The 2,536-nt window shown below is 53.7% G+C and carries 1 protein-coding gene and 1 pseudogene; both read left to right on the plus strand.

What is annotated here, in order from left to right:
* A pseudogene (locus tag BACCELL_RS22360) lies at positions 1 to 1,185 on the plus strand (hypothetical protein); the annotation flags it as partial.
* Positions 1,186 to 1,214: 29 nt separating this feature from the next.
* Positions 1,215 to 2,536: fimbrial protein (locus BACCELL_RS22365; RefSeq protein ID WP_007214379.1), on the plus strand; the 1,322-nt coding region annotated here is incomplete at its 3' end.

The following is a 2,536-nucleotide window of genomic DNA, read 5'->3' on the forward strand; positions in this document are numbered from 1 at the left end:
AACACCCGTTACACCCTGCACATCAAAGAAGTGATGGAAGCCACCATCACCGCCTTCTTTGAAATTGTGGACTGGACCAGTGGCGGCGGAGTCATCGTAAAGCCCGACAATGCCGCGCCCGTAGTGACCGCCCTGAATGTGGAAGGAACTGATACAGACGTCGCCACCAAAGAAATCAGTGTGACGGCCGACGGTACGGAGAAAGTCATCACACTGACCGCTACGGCCAGCGGCAAGGTACAGCCGAAGTTCAGTACCACAACGGGATGGGACATCGACTGGCTGGAGCATGATGATGCCAGTTACAAGTCGGAAGTCGTGGACGGAGTGACCACCACTACCATGACCTTCAAATATACGCTGACTGCCGCCACTCCTTATGTTCCCGTTACACTGACCCTGGCCAATGAATCGGCTTCACAGGATGAATCGGTTTATACTACGCTGGCCATTGTACCGCCCGCTACGGCACCGGTACTGGATTTTGCCACACCGGATGCGGCTACGGGGAACTTCAACTTATACGATCAGGCAAATGGCAAACTCACGATGTACAAAACAAGCAAGAGCAGCATCACACTCGGGGCAAGCTGTCCGTTCGGGACGAAGCTGGCGCTGTCCAATCAGCTTCCCTGGCTGGAAGTTTCGAAGAGCAAATCAGGCCCTGCGCCAAGCACGACGGGTACTCCCGCCACGGATGTTTCTGTTTCGACTCCGGTAGAAGAGTACTACACGCTTATGCTGAAAGACGTGACGGCAACCAGCGATGCAAACAGCAAGTTCGAGATTATCAATCTGGGAGATGCAACTCAGACACTGGAATTGACGGTGGAATTGCTCGATCCTGCCATTACAACGATTGAACTGACGGGGACAACAGGCGGAGCCGCTTACAATAACTATAAGATTACCGATGTGCCCCGCACTGACGGAAGCACCGTTGAGGTAAAAATGACTTCTCCGCAAGGCGTGACGGCAAGTACGCTGTCGTCCTGGTTCACCATTGCCGAGACTGCCGCCTTTACAAGAACCACTCCGACGGATGCTACCGGCAGCCAGACGTTCACCCTGACCGTGAAGGATGCCGTAACCGACTTCACAACCGCGCCGATTGTGCTGAAAAACAACATCTCGGGCATGGAAGACGTGACAGTGCTGGTGAGTGCGGCGGCCGTGGCTCCTTAATTCAGTAACCCATTAATAACAATAAGATTATGACTAAAAATAGAAAACAGTTTTCTGCATGGGTGATAGGCCTGCTTGCCCTGTCCCTTGCGGGGTGCAGCGAAGCGGAAGTGCCGTCGGCCACTACTCCCGGTGATGACCCGCTGGTCAATGACCCGACGCGCCGCGAAATCATCCTCGCCTTTCAGAACAAGCTGAACATAAAGACGGCAGGCACCACCCGCGCCGATGCCCCCATCGCCACGACCGAAGAGAATGAAATCACTTCGCTGGATATTTATGTGTTCTCTTCGGACAAGGAGGAAGGGCCATATACTTATCAGGAACGGTTCTGTTACCGTTCGGACGGTTCTACGATACCTAACGCTACGAAAATTATATTGACCGTGGAGGGTGACAACGTAGCACTCGCCACCCTGCGCCCCAAGAAAGGCCTGTTCACCAAATTCTACTGCATTGCCAATCAGCCGAAATTGCTGAAAGCCGGAGCGGAATACACCAATTTCGTAGCGCTGGAACAGAGTTCACCGGGTGCGGACTATAACATTGTGACCAAAGCGGGGATTCCCACCGAAACGGATTTTCTCACCTTTACCACTCCGTTGCTGGACCCCACCGAGGATACGGACATCTTGCTGACACCCCTGCCGATGGTAGGTTCCTACAGCCCTGCGCTCGACCTGCGGGATATCAGTATGGGCTCCCGTACCCGCATCAATATGACGCTGTCGCGTATCGTCTCCCGTTTCGATATCATCAATGACGAGAAATTGTCACATCTCACCATCACCGGTGTATCGATGGGGCACGGCCGCAAAGGCGTTACCTTCTTCCCGGTGGTTCCCGTGGAAGATGCCGATCCGGACAAGACACTTATCACCTACCCCGACCGTGACTTTGACGGCGCCAATGCCAATAAGGGAACACAAACAGGGGCTTTCTACAGCTATCCCAGTCCGATTGCCGACAAGGGGTATCTGATTATCAAGGGAAAGTATGCGCTGAACCAGATGGATATACCGCAGGAGGTGAGTTACATGGTAGAGTTTGAGCAGTCGGTAGCGGGCACGGGCGGTTACATCGAGGTAAAGCCCAACCACCGCTACACGGTGCGCATCACCGATGCCGACCCGTTCAAGCTGGATGTGAACATCACCGTTTCGGACTGGACGGATGGCGGGGACTTTGAGTATCAGCCGGAAAATGAGCTGGCTATCGGGACACTGACAGGAGTGGGAGCAACCACTATTGCGGGTAACAATACAGCCACCGTCTCCCCGGATGAGACTGAATATTTCAGTATTCCTTTCACCAGCAATTCGGAAGCGGAATGCAGCATTGTCTATACAAG

The sequence above is a fragment of the Bacteroides cellulosilyticus DSM 14838 genome (assembly GCF_000158035.1).
Classification (GTDB): domain Bacteria; phylum Bacteroidota; class Bacteroidia; order Bacteroidales; family Bacteroidaceae; genus Bacteroides; species Bacteroides cellulosilyticus.